General features: G+C 61.6%; 15 protein-coding genes. 10 read left to right on the plus strand and 5 right to left on the minus strand.

Annotated features, from left to right (window positions below; all coding sequences use genetic code 11):
* Positions 1-347: 347 nt before the first annotated feature.
* From AWB69_RS19005 to AWB69_RS19015, 3 genes are all read left to right on the plus strand, one after another.
* A complete protein-coding gene (locus tag AWB69_RS19005; RefSeq protein WP_062087483.1) occupies positions 348-1,418 on the plus strand; it encodes a sigma-54 interaction domain-containing protein in 1,071 nt (356 codons plus the stop codon).
* Between the two features lie 268 nt (positions 1,419-1,686).
* Complete coding sequence (locus tag AWB69_RS19010; protein ID WP_062087484.1) at positions 1,687-2,241, plus strand: hypothetical protein; 555 nt, start codon at positions 1,687-1,689, stop codon at positions 2,239-2,241.
* Entirely contained in the window at positions 2,238-2,753 is a 516-nt protein-coding gene (locus tag AWB69_RS19015; RefSeq protein ID WP_062087485.1) for a hypothetical protein, read from the plus strand. The genes AWB69_RS19010 and AWB69_RS19015 overlap by 4 nt, the downstream gene beginning before the upstream one ends.
* A gap of 202 nt (positions 2,754-2,955) precedes the next feature.
* Here AWB69_RS19015 and AWB69_RS19020 read toward each other — a convergent pair whose 3' ends face one another.
* Both AWB69_RS19020 and AWB69_RS19025 read right to left on the minus strand, forming a co-directional pair.
* Positions 2,956-4,290, minus strand: a complete 1,335-nt coding sequence (locus tag AWB69_RS19020) for an ABC transporter ATP-binding protein (protein ID WP_062087486.1) — start codon at positions 4,288-4,290, stop codon at positions 2,956-2,958.
* Between the two features lie 123 nt (positions 4,291-4,413).
* Positions 4,414-6,207, minus strand: a complete 1,794-nt coding sequence (locus AWB69_RS19025) for an ABC transporter permease (protein ID WP_062087488.1) — start codon at positions 6,205-6,207, stop codon at positions 4,414-4,416.
* A 711-nt stretch (positions 6,208-6,918) separates the two neighbouring features.
* Between AWB69_RS19025 and AWB69_RS19030 the strand changes: the two genes are divergently transcribed.
* Both AWB69_RS19030 and AWB69_RS19035 read left to right on the plus strand, forming a co-directional pair.
* Positions 6,919-8,595 (plus strand): sensor domain-containing diguanylate cyclase, encoded by a 1,677-nt coding sequence (locus AWB69_RS19030; protein WP_062087490.1) that lies wholly within the window; start codon positions 6,919-6,921, stop codon positions 8,593-8,595.
* Positions 8,596-8,712: 117 nt separating this feature from the next.
* Positions 8,713-8,976 (plus strand): double-stranded DNA-specific endonuclease, encoded by a 264-nt coding sequence (locus tag AWB69_RS19035; RefSeq protein WP_050381213.1) that lies wholly within the window; start codon positions 8,713-8,715, stop codon positions 8,974-8,976.
* A 79-nt stretch (positions 8,977-9,055) separates the two neighbouring features.
* Here the strand turns inward: AWB69_RS19035 and AWB69_RS19040 are convergent, their stop codons facing one another.
* Both AWB69_RS19040 and AWB69_RS19045 read right to left on the minus strand, forming a co-directional pair.
* Positions 9,056-10,408, minus strand: coding sequence for an ATP-binding protein (locus AWB69_RS19040; RefSeq protein WP_062087492.1), 1,353 nt, complete (start codon positions 10,406-10,408; stop codon positions 9,056-9,058).
* The gene (locus tag AWB69_RS19045; protein WP_047896230.1) at positions 10,392-11,114 is read right to left on the minus strand and encodes a response regulator; all 723 of its coding nucleotides are present in this window, start codon (positions 11,112-11,114) and stop codon (positions 10,392-10,394) included. Before AWB69_RS19045 ends, AWB69_RS19040 begins: the two co-directional genes overlap by 17 nt.
* Positions 11,115-11,334: 220 nt before the next feature.
* On the opposite strand from AWB69_RS19045, the gene AWB69_RS19050 reads away from it, so the two are divergent.
* Positions 11,335-11,916, plus strand: a complete 582-nt coding sequence (locus tag AWB69_RS19050; RefSeq protein WP_062087494.1) for a periplasmic heavy metal sensor — start codon at positions 11,335-11,337, stop codon at positions 11,914-11,916.
* 337 nt (positions 11,917-12,253) lie between these two features.
* On the opposite strand, the gene AWB69_RS19055 is transcribed toward AWB69_RS19050, so the two are convergent.
* Positions 12,254-12,952 (minus strand): pirin family protein, encoded by a 699-nt coding sequence (locus AWB69_RS19055; protein WP_062087496.1) that lies wholly within the window; start codon positions 12,950-12,952, stop codon positions 12,254-12,256.
* 688 nt (positions 12,953-13,640) lie between these two features.
* Between AWB69_RS19055 and AWB69_RS19060 the strand changes: the two genes are divergently transcribed.
* The 4 genes from AWB69_RS19060 to AWB69_RS19075 all read left to right on the plus strand — a co-directional run bounded on the left by AWB69_RS19060 (position 13,641) and on the right by AWB69_RS19075 (position 17,627).
* Positions 13,641-14,330: an ABC transporter permease gene (locus tag AWB69_RS19060; RefSeq protein ID WP_062087498.1), complete on the plus strand. Its 690-nt coding sequence runs from the start codon at positions 13,641-13,643 to the stop codon at positions 14,328-14,330.
* Between the two features lie 138 nt (positions 14,331-14,468).
* Positions 14,469-15,182, plus strand: coding sequence for an ABC transporter permease (locus tag AWB69_RS19065; RefSeq protein WP_062087500.1), 714 nt, complete (start codon positions 14,469-14,471; stop codon positions 15,180-15,182).
* A gap of 20 nt (positions 15,183-15,202) precedes the next feature.
* A complete protein-coding gene (locus tag AWB69_RS19070) occupies positions 15,203-15,982 on the plus strand; it encodes an ABC transporter ATP-binding protein (protein ID WP_062087502.1) in 780 nt (259 codons plus the stop codon).
* Positions 15,983-16,520: 538 nt separating this feature from the next.
* On the plus strand, positions 16,521-17,627 hold the full coding sequence (locus AWB69_RS19075; RefSeq protein WP_062087504.1) for a porin: 1,107 nt from the start codon (positions 16,521-16,523) through the stop codon (positions 17,625-17,627).
* The last annotated feature ends 211 nt before the right edge of the window (positions 17,628-17,838 follow it).

Here is a 17,838-nt window from a genome sequence, read left to right on the forward strand (position 1 = left end):
GACGATATCGGTGAAGCTTTCCGGCTTCTCGCCAGCGCTTTCAATTCGTATGCAGATTCGCGGATGCAATTGCGCGACAAAGGACAAAGAAGGGCAAAGCCCATGCAAAGCACATTGCCGCTGGGTCCTTACGGATGGTTAAATACGGTTTATGAGATAAGCCGCATGCACGCGCCGGCCCCCGAAATAACGGGACAGGTGCCCGTCGAACGATGCTCCCCACTCGAGCGGCAGTCAAACCGGCCTGCCATCTGACTGGCGGTGACCGCCTCGACCTAGCGGCACCGCCTTGTCTTCAGTCAGCGGCGAAGCTGTCGCCCGAACCACATTTGCAGGACAAAAGACTCATGGCGTCAACCGATCTGGACTCGCCGGCCGTCGCCTCCGGCGACACGCCATCGCAGAAAAAACGCAACGCGGGTGAAATTGCCGGGCTGAAATCGTATGGACTTCTGTACGGCTCATCGCCCGTGATGATGGAGCTGTATTCCCAAATCGAGCGCGTTGCGGCAACCGATGCCACCGCGTTGATCATTGGTGAGTCGGGAACGGGCAAGGAGCTGATTGCCCGCACGATCCACGACCAGAGCGCCCGTCGCGATGCCCCGTTCGTTGCCGTGAATTGCGGCGCGATCCCCGATAACCTCATCGAACCCGAGCTTTTCGGTCACGAGAAAGGCAGCTTCACGGGCGCCGTGCAGGGACGCCTCGGTTACTTCGAGCACGCGAACGGCGGCACGCTGTTCCTCGACGAGGTGACCGAGATGTCGCCGGTTCGACAGGTCAAGCTGCTGCGCGCGCTGGAAACAGGAACGTTCTTTCGGGTGGGCGGCAATGACCTGATTCACTCCGATGTCCGCGTGATTGCAGCGACCAATCGTGATCCTATCGTGGCGGTCAAGGAGAACGGCTTGCGCGAGGACCTGATGTATCGGCTCGCGGTGTTTCCCCTGCGCGCACCGCCTCTTCGTGAACGCGATACCGACCGCGAGTTTCTCGCGCAGCACTTCCTCTCGGAGATGAACGCGCAGGAAGGCACGAACAAATCCTTCAGCAAACGCGCGCTCGACATGCTGCGCACGTACTCATGGCCGGGCAATGTGCGCGAGTTGAAGAACACCGTGTATCGCGCGTTCATCCTGGCTGAGAAGACGGTGGAGATCGCGCATCCTCACCTGGCATCGCGGGTTAAAAAGCCGGTCACGCAAGGCGATGCGATGAACGTGTGGGTCGGCACGCCACTCGCCGATGCGCAGAAACAAATCATCCTCGGCACGCTCAAGCATTGCGGAGGAGACAAACGCCGCGCCGCCAAGGCGCTCGGCGTGAGCCTCAAGACGCTGTACAACCGCCTCGGCATGTACGAGAACGAAGGCGGCGACGCGGATTCATCGACGTCGGCAGGCTCGGAAAGCTAAGTCTCAAACAAGTCGATGAGCCCCGGTTCGACTCATCGGCTTATCCCCCGGCGACGCGCTCATCAGCGATGATTGTCACGGTAGTTTTTCATTTTCCGCACTACGTTCCCCGCATTTGCAATTTCTTGCAAATTTCTTTGCCCGTCATCTCTCTGCGTCCTTCAAAATGCGCGGGCGCTCCGATTGCTTAGTGTTCCTTCAGTGCAGGCACAGACAAGCCGGTTGCCGTTATCGAAAGAATAAGGAAAGGCGAGGAAGGTACAGCACTATGCAGAAAACGATTCACCGGCGTCCCCCCCACGCCGTTGCACTGACAACGCTCCTGATTGGAGCACTCGCATGCGCCACCCTCTCGGGGTGTAGCTCCTTATATACCGAAGGTGCCGTGGCAGGCGCCGGTGTAGGCGGCGCCGCTATCGCGAGCAGCGTGACCCGCAATGCCGCGGTGGCGACCGGTATCGGTCTTGGCGCCGTCGCTGCGGCGAAAGCCGGCGTTCAGTACAGCGAGCGCGTGATGCACACCTATACGCAAGACCGGATCGCCGGCGCAGCCGGGCCGCTTGCCGTAGGTGCGGTGGCGTCATGGGCCGCGGTGCATACCGTGCCTATCGAACCGGATGAGAAAGGCCGCGTGACGGTCAGCCGTGTCATCAGTACCGGTACGCTCGATTGCAAGGAAATCGTCTTCTCCGTCGATACCGACGCCACCAAGGATCATCCCTCCGACAGCGGCTTCTACGTAGCGTCCATCTGCCGGGATGGACAGACCTGGAAGTGGGCGTCGGCGGAACCCGCCACGCCGCGCTGGGGTGCGCTGCAATGAGGCCCGGCCTCAGCCTGATGCTCGCGGCCGGCGTGGCGGCGAGCTGCGTTCTGGTGAGCGGCTGCTCGTCGATTGGCGCTGCGGCCGGCGCGGTCGCGGGTGTGTCCACCGGTGCGGTCACCAGCAATCCGGCGATTGGTTTCGGCGTGGGTATCGCGGTCCAGGCCGCCACCGACGAAGCCGTCAATCGCCTGATGAAGCGCCTGCACAGCGACCAGCAGATCGCCATTGCGACGACCGCCGGGGATCTTCCGATCGGAGAAACGAAACCCTGGAGCGTGAAACATACGCTGCCGGTAGAGAACGGTCATGGCGACGTGCGGGTGCTGCGTGAATTCAGCAGCGCACTGGCTACGTGCCGTGAGTTCGCGTTCTCGGTGGCTGACGGCGATAAGCCGGACGCGCACGAGGACTGGTTCCTCGCCCAGGCGTGCAAGGGCAATGACGATAGCGGCGGCTGGAAGTGGGCATCGGCGGAACCGGCAGTCGAGCGCTGGGGCAACCTGCAGTAGTAGCTAACCGTCGTCGATGCAAAAAGGCGCGTCGCCATCCGCTGTCTCGCGACGCGCGGCGCGCGGCGCTTACGTTAGCGCGCCATGCACGCACGACCACGGTCGATGAATCCCGCTATCGACAGGCACAAAAAAACGCGGCGCCCGTTTCCGGATCAGCCGCGTTTTTTTGCGCCGACTGGCGCCCTTCAATTTCCCCGCATCAAGACTCGACGTCTTCCAGGCTGAAAATTTCGGTCTGGTCGTTGTACGAGAAAATCTCGCCATAACGGCCCCAGTTGATCACCGCGTCAAGCGTTTCCTCGGCAGCGCTATCGGAGAGAAAATCTTCCAGCTCCTGCTCGAAGCGCACGCGCGGCGCGCGATGCCCCGGCCGTTCGTTCAGCACCTTCTTGATCCGCGCAGCGAGCGGCACGTGCCGCAGCAAATGCTCCGCGAACATCATCTTGCGTTCCTGCGTGCCGAACTCGGCGAACACGCGCGCCGGCGGGGTCAGGAAGATGTCGCCTTCCCGCACATCGGCGAAACCCAGATGCTGCAGCACTTCGGCCACCGGGAACAGATCGTCCACTTCCAGATGCAGCGACCGCGCGATCTCCGGCATGTCGGCACGGCCGTGGTACGGATCGGCGGCCAGCGTTTCGATCAGACCGGCCATCAGGTTGGTCGACACCTGCGGCAGCCAGCTGCTCAGCTCCAAGCCCTTCTTCTTCCCTTCGTCAAGCTGACGCGCGGTCATCTTGGCGTAGATGTCATCGACCAGGCGGCGGAACGCAGGGTCCAGCCGGTTACGCGGATGTTTGAACGGCACGCGGATTTCAGCCATCACGCGACCAGGATTCGACGCCAGCACCAGGATCCGGTCGCACATGAACACCGCTTCCTCAATGTTGTGCGTCACGATCAGCACCGACTTGATCGGCATCTTGCCTTGCGTCCAGAGGTCGAGCAGGTCGGTACGCAAGTTCTCGGCGGTCAGCACGTCGAGCGCGGAGAATGGCTCGTCCATCAGCAAGAGCGTGGGGTCGACCACCAGCGCGCGCGCAAAACCCACGCGCTGGCGCATGCCGCCCGACAACTCGCGCGGATACGCGTTCTCGAAACCGTCGAGACCGATCAGGTCGATTGCCGCCAGCGCCCGCTCGCGCCGCACCTTCGCCTGCACGCCCTGCGCCTCCAGCCCCGCTTCCACGTTCTGCAGCACGGTCAGCCACGGAAACAGCGCGAAGGTCTGGAAGACCATGGCCACGCCCTTCGCCGGGCCGTGCAATGGCTCGTTCAGATAGGTGACCTCGCCGCCTGTCGGCTCGATCAGGCCGGCGATGATCCGCAGCAGCGTCGACTTGCCGGAACCCGAACGGCCCAGCAACCCGACAATCTCGCCTTCGTTGAGCGTCAGGTTCACGTCTTCGAGCACGAGCAGTTCGCCCTGCGTCTTGTTGAAGCCCCGACTGACGTCCTGGACCCGCAGGATTTCCTGGCCGGGGCGCGGCGGCGCTGGCGGCGTTTGGGTGGTCGTATTCGTCTGCGTTGACATAGGCGCTCGCGTGTTGCTGATTACGGAAATTTCACGGTGGGGCCGCTGGCGGCGGGGATTCAGTCGGTTACCAGTGCGCGCCGCATAAACGGCCGGATAACGGTCGGATGAGTGGCTTCCGACTCAGTCCAGCCGAAGACGCGATTCGGCATAAGCGAACATCGGCCGCCACAAGAGCCGGTTAAACAGTGTTACGAACAGCGACATCACTGCAATGCCGAGAATGATTTTCGGATAATCGCCGTCGGCCGTGCTTTGCGCGATATACGCGCCGAGCCCGTGCGCCACGATCTTCGTATTGCCCCACGACACCGCTTCGGCAACGATACTGGCGTTCCACGCTCCACCCGACGCGGTGATCGCACCGGTCACGTAGTACGGAAAGATGCCAGGCAAGATGGCCTGGCGCCACCACTGCCAGCCCTTGATCTGGAAATTGGTGGCCGCTTCACGGTAATCGTTCGGATACGACGTCGCTCCGGCAATCACGTTGAAAAGGATATACCACTGCGTGCCGAGCACGATCAGCGGCGAGAGCCAGATATCCGGATTCAGGTCGAACTTCACGATCACCACGACAAACACCGGGAACAGCAGGTTTGCCGGGAACGCGGCCAGGAACTGCGCGATCGGCTGGATCTTGGCGGCCAACGCGGGTCGCAGGCCGATCAGCACGCCCACCGGCACCCAGATCACCGAAGCCAGCGCAATCAGCAGCATCACGCGAAACAACGTGATCAATCCCAGCCAGATGACGTGCCAGACTTCTCCCCACGTGACGCCGGCACTCACAAAAACCGTCACCTTCCACACCACGAACGCCGTCAGCGCGAGCACGACAATGGCCCACGCAATGTCGCCGGCACGGGACGGATTGGCGGACTTGCTGCGCGCCCGAGGGGGTGACCCGGCAAGGGCGCGACCGATCGGGAACTTCGGCAGGCGGCCTTGCAGCGAGGGCAGCTTCAGCGGCACCCGCGCCATCTTGCCGATCATCCAGCCCGCCGGTACCAGCAAGCGGTGAATCAAACGCGTGCGGCGAATCAGGTCGAGCAGCCACGACTCCGGCACGTTGCCCGAGCTCGTGTTTTCCATGCGGAATTTATCGGCCCAGGCCACCAGCGGACGAAACATGAGCTGGTCGTAGGCCAGGATCACAATGGTCATTGCCAGGATCACCCAGCCGATTGCGCCGAGATTGCGCTCGCCGATCGCCGTCGCCAGATAAGCGCCGATACCCGGCAGCACGATGGTGCGGTTGCCGACCACGATTGCTTCGGAGGCGACCACGAAGAACCAGCCGCCGGACATCGACATCATCATGTTCCAGATGAGGCCGGGCATCGAAAACGGCACGTCCAGCTTCCAGAAGCGCTGCCAGTTGGTCAGGTGAAAACCGCGCGAGACTTCATCGAGATCGCGCGGCACGGTGCGCAGCGACTGATAGAAGCTGAACGTCATGTTCCACGCCTGGCTTGTGAAAATGGCGAAGATCGCCGCCAGTTCCGCGCCGAACACGCGGCCAGGGAACAACGCGAGAAAGAACGTGACCGTGAACGAGATATAACCGAGCACCGGCACCGACTGGAGAATGTCCAGGATCGGCACGAGCACCATGGACGCCCGCCGGCTCTTCGCGGCGAGCGTGCCGTAAACCAGCGTGAAGACCAGCGACGCCACCATGGCTGCGAGCATGCGCAAGGTGGTGCGCAACGCGTATTCGGGAAGGTTGCCCGGGTCGAGCGAGATGGCCTGCGTCTGTAGCGTCGAGATGGGCGCGAGCGTCTCGTGGAAGCCGACTACGGTCAGCGCGAGCACGCAGATAATCAGTGGGAACGCGACGAAGTCCCAGCGATTGGGCAATAGACGCCACGCTGAAGCGTTCGCCGTTCGAGTCAGGTTAAAGCCAAAATCCATTCCACGCCCTTCCCGTTGAGGCTCGTTGCAGCAGGCTACCGTCGCGTGAGGCAATGTTAGCCGCTTATGTTCTTGGTTTTAAGCGAATACTCCGCTCTTCCTTCATCCGCCGTGCGCCGGCAAGAGTACAAAGAGTACGAATAAGCTCGCCTACCCCTCGCCTACCCCTCGCCTACCCTTTAAGCCGGAGGAGTTCTCCGCGGCCGGGGCCGGCCTATAACTTGACCATTTCGGAAACGCACGACAGTACACCAACCTTCGTTTCAGGCACAACCTCCTCTCAAGGGATTGAAGCCTGTTCATATCGCTGCGTCCCACCTCGGCACTCCCCTGGCTAAACGGCTAACCCGCTGCAGACGTGGACACGCCGTTCAGAAAAGCGCGCTCACGCCGATAACAGCTTGATGGCCGGGAAAAAACGTCGTCCAATCGAGGCGTAGAGGCGTGGACCGGGCAGGTGAACCGGAGCGAACCCGGGCAAATCGGACTGCGTGAGATCACAACGGGTCAGGACAGGTCACACCAGGTCACAAGCGCAGCGGACAAGGCATGAGGTGCGGCTGACGCCGGTTCCGGCCTTCGGCAACGGCGTTTGGCGAACTACCGGCGTATGCGCGGCTCTTGCCCGGTAAGATGCTCACATGCAGGTAAAACACTCATAACATGCTCGTTGCGCCAGGTTGCGCCACAGTGAGACAGGCCAGAGGATCGATGAACAAGACAACCTTCCACCGCGCCATCGCGACGCTCGCCTTCGCGTTGCTCGCATGCGTGTGCTGGGTTGCCGCCGGGATGGTGTCGGACCGAATGGTACAGCAAGAACTGACCACGTCAGTACGGGTCGAGCAGCAAATAGCTGCATCGATTGTCGACAACACCGCGCAGATCATTGCCAGCGATCTCGCCATGTCCCGGGCGATTCCGGCCACCATCGCCGAAATGGACATGATCCAGCTCGCGCTCGCCCAATCCCATAGTTCCACTGAAGAAAGCGCACTGACCGAGCCCGAGCGGCGGGCCAGGTGGCTCGCCGTGCCGGCGCTCACCAAACTCGACAACTTCCTGCGCAACGCCCGCGGTTTTACGGGTCTCGACTATGTGTGGGTCGTCAATAGCGACGGTTTTTGCGTGGCGTCGAGCAATGGCATCGACTCGAACAGCTTCGTCGGCACCGACATGCGCATGCGCAGTTATATCCAGAAAGCGCTGCTCGGCGCGTTCAACGAAACCTACGGCGTGGGCAGGATGAGCGGCGACCCAGGCATTTTCATCGCCACGCCGGTGTATCGCGACGGTTTCCTCGTGGGCGCGGTGATCGCGAAAGTGAGTGTCGACCGCTTGCGCCACTGGGTGTCGCGCGCGGGCACGTTCGTCACAGACAGCAACGGCGTGATCGTCATGGCTCACGAAAGCCGGCTCGAAAACCAGGTGATGCCAGATTCGCCCGTGCTGCGGATGTCGCGGGCGCAGCGGATGGATGCATATAGACGGGTCGACTTTCGTACGCTGCCGATCACGAACATCGGGGACCGGGTGCGAGCGGATGCGCCCTGGCTGCCGCCTGCTATCGCGAGCACATTTTTCAGCGCCGGCAACAGCACTGCGCCGGCTCTCTACGACGAACGTACCGGCCTGAACTCGGGACTGGCCGCGCATATTGTCCATCCGCTGCCGAACTGGGCGGAAATCGTGAGCAATCAACGGCGCGACCGGCTGCTGGTGTTCCTGACGGCGCTAGGCGTGAGCCTGCTGGCCATTGTGATCACCGTGTCATACCTGCGCGAACGGCGGTTGCACCGCGCCACGCGCCATCTGGCCAACCAGTTGCAGTCGGCCAATGCGCTGCTGTCCGCCGAAGCTCGCCACGACGCGCTGACCGGGGCGCTGTCACGGCGTTATTTCCTCGATACCTTGCGCCGCGAAGTCGATCTGGCGCGCTCGGCGGGCGTGCCGATGTCGGTTGCAATTGCGGATCTGGATCACTTCAAGCAGGTGAACGACCGCTTCGGCCATGCCACCGGCGACCGCGCGCTCGAACATTTCGTACGCATGTGCGAGGAGCAACTGCGCGCAAGCGACGGTGTCGGGCGATTGGGCGGTGAAGAGTTCGGGCTGCTGCTGCCACAGACGACGCTCGTCGATGCCCACATGGTTCTCGAACGCCTTCGCAAGCGCTTCAACCAGGAGCATTGCGCTTATCTCCCCGATGACACCACGCTGAGCGTGAGCATCGGCATCACTGAACTGAGCGACGGAGACACCGCTGAAAACCTGCTCAAGCGCGCGGATCTGGCGTTGTATGCGGCAAAATCGGGCGGGCGCGACCGCAGCGAAGTGCGTCCGGCAGACACCCGGCCCCCCATGCCGCGACATCCCGAAACGGCCTGACCCGAAGTCAAAACGGCATTTGGCGGAACATTGGCTTAAAGGCGGACTGCGGCAGCAGCACGACAGCAGGTATTATCGATCTTCGAGTTCGATATCTGCCGTTATCAGGAGGGGTGCATGAAGGGAAATCTGGTCATTGTCTGCCGCGATCAGGACGCTGAAGCATTCGATCACTTGCTGGCCGAGTATGGTGCGTTCCAGACGCGGCTCTCTTCTACCGCCTGGTATTTGCGTCTTGATGTCGCCCCCGAAGTGATCCAGGAGGAAATTCTGGCGCGGTTCGGTAAATACACCACGCACTATATTTTCGAGGCCGCGACGGTGACGTACAACACGGTCGACAGCGAAGCGGCTTCCGCGCTCAATACCTTGTTCGACTAAGGGTTCGCTCGCGCTGCGGGGTTCTGGCGGTGGTGCAGAACCCCGGGCAGAAGAATCACATCACGGATCACACCGCGGATCACATCACGCGCGCTTCATGCAGCACGTCGCCGTGCAACATCTCGGCCGAGCGTGCCACTACGTCAAAAGGAAAGGTCATCACGACCTGCAGGCCGCCTTCGGCGCGATTGCCAATTTCGCACTCGCCGCCCGCCCGCCGCACCAGCCGCTCCACAATCGCCAGTCCGAGCCCGCTGTGACCGCTGCCGCCCCGAGCCGGATCGAGCCTCACGAACGGACGGCTGGCCTTGACCAGATCCTGCGCCGCGATCCCTTTGCCGTTGTCCATGACGCGCAACACCCAGCCGTTCGAGCCGCGCAGCGTTTCGATCACCACGGGCGGCGCGCCGTAGGCATGGGCGTTATCGAGCAGGTTCGACAACAAGCGGTCGAGCGTTGCTGCGGGCAACGCAAAATCCCGCCCGGCCGTGAGCCGGGTCTGTACTGACGGCGCCCCCACCGTGACCGCGCGATAACTGCGCGCAATCCGCTCGCAGTGCTGATCCACCTCGGCGGGCTCGCTGCGATCCGAGCCGTCGTGCGCGAACACGAGGAACTGGTCGACGATATGCGCCATGGAATCCACGTCGCGCACCACGCCGTCCCGCAGTTTCGCCTCATCCATCATTTCAGCCCGCAGGCGCAAGCGCGCAAGCGGCGTCTTCAGGTCGTGGGCAACACCCGCCAGCATGACCGCGCGATCGCTTTCCGTCTGCTCCACTTCGCGCACCATCTGGTTGAAACCGTGGGTCAACTGCCGCAATTCCCGGGGACCCCGCTCAGGCACCGGCGGAGTGGGTTCGCCCCGACCGAAGCGACCGACCGCCTGCGCCAGCGAACGCAACGGCGTCTGTAATTGCCACGCAGCGAACAACGCGGCCATCACGGCGGTGGAGAAAATAATCGCGAGCCAGAGCAGCATCCGGTCGCGCGAACGCGGCGGACGCAGAGGCTGTACCGGTACGACGATCCAGTTGGCGTCCTTCGCGCCTCGCACCCACAGGCGCGGCGGGCCGCCCGGCTCGCCGATGCGAACGTCGGTGCCGTCCGGCAGACGATCCCGCAAGTCGTCGATAAACCGCGCGAACTGCGGCGGCACGCGGCTGGTATCGGCGTCGGTGATGGGTTTGGGAACGTCAGGACTGTTGGGCTCAACCACGCGAACGCTCGACGGCAGCGGCTGATCCGGTGAATTCGCGATGTGCTGGCGCACGGCGTCGACCAGGAACGCGGCCTCTTCTACCGCGTAGCGCGTTTGCGTCTGATCGCGCTCGAGCCGGATAACCGTGAACCATGCGACGTGCGACAACACCAACACGCCAATGACCAGGACAACCAGCCGGCCGAACAGGGAATCAATGGGCCGACGCATTTTGCTCGCCGTCCGGCACGAACACATAACCGCGCCCGCGCACCGTCTGGATGAAGCGCGGCGTGGACGGATCGGTTTCGAGGATCCGGCGCAGACGCCACACCTGCACGTCGATACCCCGGTCCGTGCCGTCGTATTCGGGACCATGCAGCAGTTCGAGCAGGCGCTCCCGCGTCAGCGTGCGCATGGGGTGATTGACGAAAATCTTCAGCAATGCGAACTCGCTGCCCGACAGCGTGAGCGGGGTTTCGTCCTGATGGAGCGTGCGCGACTGGAAGTCGAGCCGGAACCGCCCGAACGAAAACGGTTCGCGCTGCTCGGGCGCCGCCGACGGAATCGTGCGGCGCCGGCGCAGCACCGCCTGCACGCGGGCCAGCAATTCACGCGGATTGAACGGCTTGCCGAGATAGTCGTCGGCGCCAAGTTCCAATCCGACAATCCGGTCCACGTCGTCCGCGCGCGCCGTCAGCATGATCACCGGGATGTCGTCGCCCGATGCACGGAGCTTGCGCAACGCGGTCAGTCCGTCCACACCCGGCATCATGAGGTCGAGCACGATCAGATCCGGGCGCTCGCGTTCGAGGCGCCGTTCGAGCGTACCCGCGTCATGCAGCACCGATACCTCGATGCCTTGCCGGACCAGGTAGTCGCGCAGGAGGTCGCGCAGTTCAGCGTCGTCGTCGACGACAAGTATTTGAGTAGCCATGCGACGCAGTTTAACGCCTGCGCGCCGCCTCTACGTTGCAAATGCTCGGGAAACGTTTACTAGGTGTTACCGCGAAAGGCGAGAGTAAACCGGCGTAATAACGTGATCCCCGCTCGTAACACGCGCTTGGCTGTGACTGTCTACGCTGTGTCTTACCGAAGGCGCGACCACCGAAACGGCGCCGCCAGATCGGCTCTGGAAATCAAAAAAGGAGTAGACCATGTTCAAGCAGTCCCGATTCCTCGCCGTCACCGCCGCTGCGCTCGCCCTGTCGATAGGCGCGGTCAACGCCGCGAGCGCCGCCGCGCCCGACGTGCCGCCGCAGGGAGGCCCGGGCATGATGGGCGGTCCCGGGGGCCCGGACGGGCATCGTGGGGGAATGCAGATGAAGAAGGCGCTGGACAAGTTGCGCAGCCAGCTGAATCTCAACGCAGACCAGGAAAAAGCGTGGCAGGCCGCGCTCAACACCATGAAGCAGAATCATGAAGCCATGCGTGAGAGCCACAAGCAGATGCACGCCCAAATGGAATCAATGAAGCAGCAGCCCATTCTCGACCTGAACGCCATGTACGCGGCGCACCAGAAGATCGAGCAGCAGAATGCCCAGTTGCGCGACCAGACCAGCGCCGCGTGGCTGAACTTCTATAACACGCTGAACGACCAGCAGAAGACCACGGTCAGCACGGCACTCAAGCAGCGCTTTGCAAGAATGGAAGCGCGCCGGGAAAAGATGCATGAGCGCTGGGGTCAGCACGGCGGCATGCACGGTGCGCCGGCTGGGGCATCCGCCGCTAATCCGTGAGCATGGTTTGAGGTTGGAGCCCGGAGCCGGTGATTGAGGCGGGGTAGCCCGCCAGTTCAATCGCCTCGCGCCGGACAGGCCGCTCTGGTCAACCCTGGAGCGGCCTTTTTTTGCATCGGCTTGGCGGTATTGCTTTTAGCGTGGAAGTCATGACCGACACGATTGCGCAATTTGCAGCGGTTTGTCCGGGGACACCCGGGGCAATCGAAGCGCACCAGCCAACGCAAAAGGCCGCGGGATTACTTCCGCGGCCTTTTGTCGTTTTGCCGTCCTCCCCGGCCGAAGCCGGGAAAAATCAGCCAGTGGCGTGCCGGTAACGCAGTAACCGCAGTAACACTTACGCCAGGTCGAACAGGATCACTTCCGCGCCGGTGCCCTGCTCCAGCGTGACCTTCGACACCCCTTCCAGCTTCGCGGCATCGCCGGCCACCAGCGCTTCTCCGTTCACCGAAATCGCGCCGCGCGCCACGTGCACGTACACCCTGCGCCCGGCCGGCACGTCGAATTCCGCGCGTTCATCGCCGTCGAAAAGACCTGCGTAGACTTCAGCATCGGCACCCAGCTTCACCGCGCCGTCCCGTCCCTCCGGCGACGCGATTACCCGCAGCCGGCCACGCTTTTCGGCGTCGTCGAAACGCTTCTCCTCGTAGCCCGGCGCATTGCCCGCGGCATCCGGGATGATCCAGATCTGCAGGAAATGCGCGGTTTCAGTGGCCGAGCCATTGAACTCGCTGTGCCGCACGCCCGTGCCGGCGCTCATGCGCTGGACATCGCCAGGACGGATGGTCGAGCCGTTCCCCATGCTGTCCTTGTGAGACAGCGCGCCTTCGAGCACGTAACTGATGATTTCCATGTCGCGATGGCCGTGCGTCCCGAAACCCTGGCCACCCGCGACGCGATCCTCGTTGATCACGCGAAGCGCACCGAAATGCACGTGCTTCGGGTCGTCATAGCCGGCGAAAGAAAAGCTGTGATACGAATCAAGCCAGCCGTGGTTAGCGTGGCCGCGTTCATTGGCGCGTCGAATTTCAAACATATCGAACTCCCGGTGATATTGCGATGGAGAGAATGTAAGGGCGCGCACCCCGCTCGACAACCGCCCGCGCGGGCACCACACCGTCCTGAAAATGGTTGCAATCGCACCCCTGCCCGGGCACGACCGGGAGAGTCGGGACAACAGGAGGCTCGGGCCGGGACTCGGGCGCCCGTCCTGGCGCACCGGTGGGCTTCGGGTAGAATACCGGCCTTTTCAAGGGTCAACGGGCGCCCGAGGTGCTAACACCCCGCCGGAAAGCCACGCGGGGAAAGCCGCACGGCGCGCCGTGACGGGCTTCAGCCGATGTCGCGTTTTTTCGGATCAAAGGCCCTTGTCGACAAATCGCACCAATTTTGGACACCTAGAATAAGCACCGCCGAAGACGGTCGGTTGGAAGCAGTGCTCCCGGGTGCGGTCGAGACGACGGTGCCCGGAAGGGGCTGGTGGTGCGTGGAAAGACAGGACCAGGAATAGAGGCAGGCAAAAGCAGCACGGCGGGGAAAGGTAGGACCAGGTACGCCGAGGTGCAACCAGCAACAAGCGAGGCGAGAGGCCCGGGCTCACCGAACACCCGAAGCAGGCCGCCAGAAAGCGGTTATGCGAATTCAGGCAAAAAAAGCGCGGCTGAACAGGCAACAGCAAAAACAGCGAAGGCCACGGCACACGCGCACGTCATCAAGGGATCACCATGTTTCTGCAAGGCTACGGGCCGCTTATCCTCTCGGGCACATGGCAAACCGTCAAGCTGGCGGTCTTGTCGCTCGTGTTCGCATTCGTGATCGGGCTCCTCGGCGCGGCGGCGAAACTGTCGAGAAACCGCATTTCGTCGGGCGCCGGCACGATCTACACCACCCTGGTGCGCGGCGTTCCCGACCTCGTGCTGATGCTGCTGCTGTTCTACAGCATCCAGATCTGGCTGAATCACCTGACCGATCTCCTGGGCTGGGATCAGATCGATATCGATCCGTTCGTGGCCGGTGTCATCGTGCTCGGTTTTATCTATGGCGCGTATTTCACCGAAACCTTCCGCGGCGCATTCCTCTCCGTGCCGCGCGGCCAGCTTGAGGCGGGCGCGGCTTACGGCATGACTCCGTGGCAAACCTTCTCGCGCATCATGTTCCCGCAGATGATGCGTTTCGCGCTGCCGGGCATTGGCAACAACTGGCAGGTGATGGTGAAAGCGACCGCGCTGGTGTCGATCATCGGTCTGGCGGACGTGGTCAAGGCCGCCCAGGACGCCGGCAAGGGCACCCTGCGGTTCTTCTTTTTCACGCTGCTCGCGGGCGCGGTCTATCTCGTGATCACCACGGTATCGAATCTCGTGCTGATGTGGCTCGAAAAGCGCTACTCGTCGGGCGTGCGCAAGGCCGACCTGTAGTCATGAGAACCCACACGCTGCCGAAAGCAGCCATAGCCGGCACGCGGCGCATCTGTTCCTGCGCCCGCCACGCCCTGGCTTGAAGAAGAACCCAGCGAACCCAGACACCACCCAAGCAACTCCCACGCGGCGGAATCCATGCTCGAAATCATCCAGGAATACTGGCGCAACTATTTGTTCACCGACGGTTATCGCATCACCGGCCTTGCCATCACCATGTGGCTGCTGGTTGTATCGATCGTGCTCGGATTCTGCCTGTCGATCCCGTTGTCGGTCGCGCGGGTATCGAAGAACAAATTCCTGTCGCGCGGCGTCTGGGTCTATACGTATATCTTCCGCGGCACGCCGCTCTACGTGCAACTGCTGCTCTGCTACACGGGCCTCTACAGCCTGCAAGTGGTTCGCGACCATGTGTTGCTCAATCAGTTTTTCCGCGACGGCATGCACTGCACGCTGCTCGCGTTCACGCTGAACACCTGCGCGTACACCACCGAAATCTTCGCCGGCGCGATCCGGGCGACGCCTTACGGTGAGATCGAAGCGGCACGCGCATACGGGATGTCCTCGTTCACGCTCTACCGGCGCGTGATCCTGCCGTCGGCACTGCGCCGGGCGCTCCCCTACTACAGCAATGAAGTGATCCTGATGCTGCATGCGACCACCGTCGCGTTCACCGCCACCGTGCCGGACATCCTCAAGATTGCCCGCGACGTGAATTCCGCGACATATCAATCATTCCAGGCGTTCGGCATTGCCGCCCTGCTTTATCTGTGCATCTCGTTCGCGCTCGTGTGGCTGTTTCGCCGTGCTGAGTACCGCTGGCTCGCTTACTTGCGGCCGCAGGGTAAATAAGCCTCAAGGATCGGCACATCATGAACACAGCGGCATCCAAGCTTTTCGTCGATGACCTGCATAAGCAGTACGGAGACAACGAAGTCCTGAAGGGCGTCTCGCTAAGGGCGAAAGCCGGCGATGTAATCAGCGTCATCGGCTCGTCCGGGTCGGGCAAGAGCACGATGCTTCGCTGCATCAACTTCCTGGAGCAGCCGAACCAGGGCCGGATTTTTGTCGATGGCGAGGAAATCCGCACGCTCAAGGACAAGTACGGCGCGCTGAAAGCGGCTGAACCCAAACAGTTGCAGCGCATGCGCACGCGGCTCTCCATGGTGTTCCAGCACTTCAACCTGTGGTCGCACCTGAGCGTGCTGGAAAACGTGATGGAGGCGCCGTTGAAGGTGCTGGGATTGTCCAGGCAGGAAGCGCTCGACCGCGCGCGCACCTATCTGGAGAAAGTGGGCCTCGCACCGCGACTGGAACAACAGTATCCGTCGCACTTGTCGGGCGGCCAGCAGCAGCGTGTGGCTATCGCACGGGCGCTGGCAATGCACCCGGACGTGATGCTCTTCGATGAACCAACCTCCGCACTTGATCCCGAACTGGTGGGCGAAGTGCTGAAGGTAATGCAGACGCTTGCCGAGGAAGGCCGCACCATGATCGTGGTGACGCACGAAATGGCGTTCGCCCGCAACGTGTCGAATCACGTGGTGTTCCTGCATCAGGGACGCATAGAAGAAGAAGGCCATCCCGACGCCGTTTTCGGCCATGCTCGCAGCGAACGGCTCAGGCAATTCCTGTCCGGCAGCCTGAAGTAAAACTACAGCCCAGCCACGTTGCAAAACTGAAAGCGCCCCTCGGGGCGCTTTTTTAGTTTGTATATCTAAACACGCAAACGTTTTTAAGCCGCCGGTGTATAAACCTCGCGCGCATCGTCCGTCAATAGAGGCAATCCATAGCGTAGAGAGTAAAAATCCATCGCATCCTTACCCCATAAGGGTTTGCGCCATTTTTCACCTACCTCGTGCAAACCCGCAACACATCAATCATTGCATTTTCGAGACAGAAAATGGGTTGACAACAATTTTCTTGGCGGCACAAAGGTAATTTGCTAAATTAGTAATCAAAGTACGGAAACGAAGTTCATTAAAAGTAGTTTTACTTCAAAAAGAACTGAGGAGACACCAATCCCAAGGGTTGGTTGTGATGTTAGGGGGCAGTCAACGTCCCGCCTGATGTCATGGACACCACCCCTTTGCGTGTCATCTCTCTAAATAGTTTCCGGTTCGGTGCACTGGCGCCGAACCAATACCGCCGCACTTGGGCTTCTATTTTTTGACAGGGTTGGAGGAGATGATGAAGAAAGCTTTGCTCGCGGCTTCGCTGCTGACGGTCGGCGTTGCAGCACACGCTCAAAGTAGCGTGACGCTCTACGGCCGGCTCGACGCCGGTATCGAATACATGTCGGGCGCGCCTACAGGTGGCGCTAATGGCGTGACCACTGGCAGCGCAAATCGTTTCCGTGCGGAAAGCGGCGACTGGGGTACGAGCCTGTGGGGCTTGAAGGGCGTCGAAGACCTGGGTGGCGGCAACAAGGCCGTGTTCCAGTTGGAAGGCAGCTTCAACACCATGACGGGTCAGGGCCCGGGCAACAACGGTCTCTTCAATCGTTGGGCGACAGTCGGTATCGCCAACGACCAGTTCGGTACCTTCTTGTTGGGTCGCGAACTGTTCATCTCGAACGGCGTGTGGGACTTTGACCCGTTCGGTCAGTCGAACTGGTCGTCGGCGTCGCTGGTGCGTGGCCGCAACTGGCCGCAATCGAGCAACAACGTGTCGTGGCAATCGCCGAAGTTCGCAGGCTTTGACGTGTACGGCCAGTACGCGTTCTCGAACTCGACCCACTTCAACGGCGGTCCTGGTGCGTCGCAAGGCCGTGAAGGCGGTCTGCAGGTCACCTACACCACGTCGCTGTTCCAGGTGCGCGGCTTGTACGACGAAATTCGCGATGCAGCCAACGGGCAGCTGGACAACCCGTTCACGGCTTCACGTGAGTACTTCGCCGGTGTCAACGTCTTCCTTGGTCAGTTCAAGCTCCAGGCCGTCTATCAGGCTTCGCGCACGTCGGGCATGACGAACACGCCGGCGGGCACGCCAACGACGACCGATCAGGAATGGGGTGGCGTGACGTGGCAAGCTACGCCGGCTGCAGCATTGATCGCAGCGGTCTATCACGTCAATGCGAACAACGGTGGTGGCAACGGCAACATCTACACGATCGGTGGTTCGTACAACCTGTCAAAGCGCACGCTGCTCGACATCCAGATCGCAACGGCACGCAACAGCAAGGCGGCTAATTTCGGCCTGAATGCGAACAACGCGGGTGACACGGTTTCGACCGACAACCCGTTGCCGGGTCATAGCCAGTCGGGCGTGTACGCAGGCATCCAGCACTCGTTCTAAGCCGAACGAATCAGCCGGAGCAAGTACGACAGAGAGAGAGTCATAAGGTTTTCACGCTGCTGCGAGAGGCGCGTATCGGTGCGGTGTCCGAAAGGGCATCGCACCGTTTTTTATTGTTTTTTGGCACCGGCGGACGGGTTTTGGCTGGTGATTTTGTTGCTGGATTTTTATCAGTTCTCCTTTGAACAGGTTATCGTTGTCTTCACACCGT

It is taken from the genome of Caballeronia udeis (assembly GCF_001544555.2).
GTDB lineage: Bacteria > Pseudomonadota > Gammaproteobacteria > Burkholderiales > Burkholderiaceae > Caballeronia > Caballeronia udeis.